The sequence below is a fragment of the Streptococcus infantis genome, assembly GCF_047460685.1.
Lineage (GTDB): Bacteria > Bacillota > Bacilli > Lactobacillales > Streptococcaceae > Streptococcus > Streptococcus infantis_AD.
Genome location: NZ_JASHFS010000046.1, coordinates 1 through 901, shown reverse-complemented (window position 1 = coordinate 901; position 901 = coordinate 1). Strand labels below are relative to the sequence as shown.

At 34.7% G+C, this 901-nt stretch carries 1 protein-coding gene; it reads left to right on the top strand.

Annotation, left to right across the window (positions count from 1 at the left end; all coding sequences use genetic code 11):
* Positions 1 to 48 precede the first annotated feature (48 nt).
* A protein-coding gene (locus tag QM917_RS10575; protein WP_414285730.1) for an IS630 family transposase occupies positions 49 to 896 on the top strand; the annotation gives its coding sequence in 2 pieces (ribosomal slippage) (positions 49 to 367 and positions 367 to 896; 849 coding nt in all).
* Positions 897 to 901 lie beyond the last annotated feature (5 nt).

Genomic DNA, 901 nt, shown 5'->3' with positions numbered 1-901 from the left:
TATAGTAAAATGAACCTAAAACAGTACATAATGTGGTATAATCTTCTTATGGCATATTCAATAGATTTTCGTAAAAAAGTTCTCTCCTATTGTGAGCGAACAGGTAGTATAACAGAAGCATCACACATTTTCCAAATCTCACGTAATACCATTTATGGCTGGTTAAAGCTAAAAGAGAAAACAGGAGAATTAAACCATCAAGTAAAAGGAACAAAACCAAGAAAAGTTGATAGAGATAGACTCAAAAACTATCTTACTGACAATCCAGATGCTTATTTGACTGAGATAGCTGCTAAATTTGACTGTCATCCAACTACTATCCACTATGCTCTTAAAGCTATGGGCTACACTCGAAAAAAAAGAACCACACCTACTTTGAACAAGACCCAGGAAAAGTAGCCTTATTTCTTAAAAATTTTAATAGTTTAAAGCATCTAGCACCTGTTTATATTGATGAAACAGGATTCGATACTTATTTTTATCGAGAATATGGTCGCTCATTAAAAGGTCAGTTAATAAGAGGTAAAGTATATGGAAGAAGATATCAGAGGATTTCTTTGGTTGCAGGGCTAACAAATGGTGAGTTAATCGCTCCAATGACTTACGAAGAAACAATGACGAGCGACTTTTTTGAAGCTTGGTTTCAGAAGTTTCTCTTACCAACATTAAACACACCATCAGTTATTATTATGGATAATGCAAGATTCCATAGAATGGGTAAGCTAGAGCTCTTATGTGAAGAATTTGGGCATAAACTTTTACCACTGCCTCCCTACTCACCTGAGTACAATCCTATTGAGAAAACATGGGCCCATATCAAAAAGCATCTCAAAAAGGTATTGCCAAGTTGTAGTACTTTTTTCGAGGCTCTTTTGTCTTGTTCTTGTTTCAATTGACTATA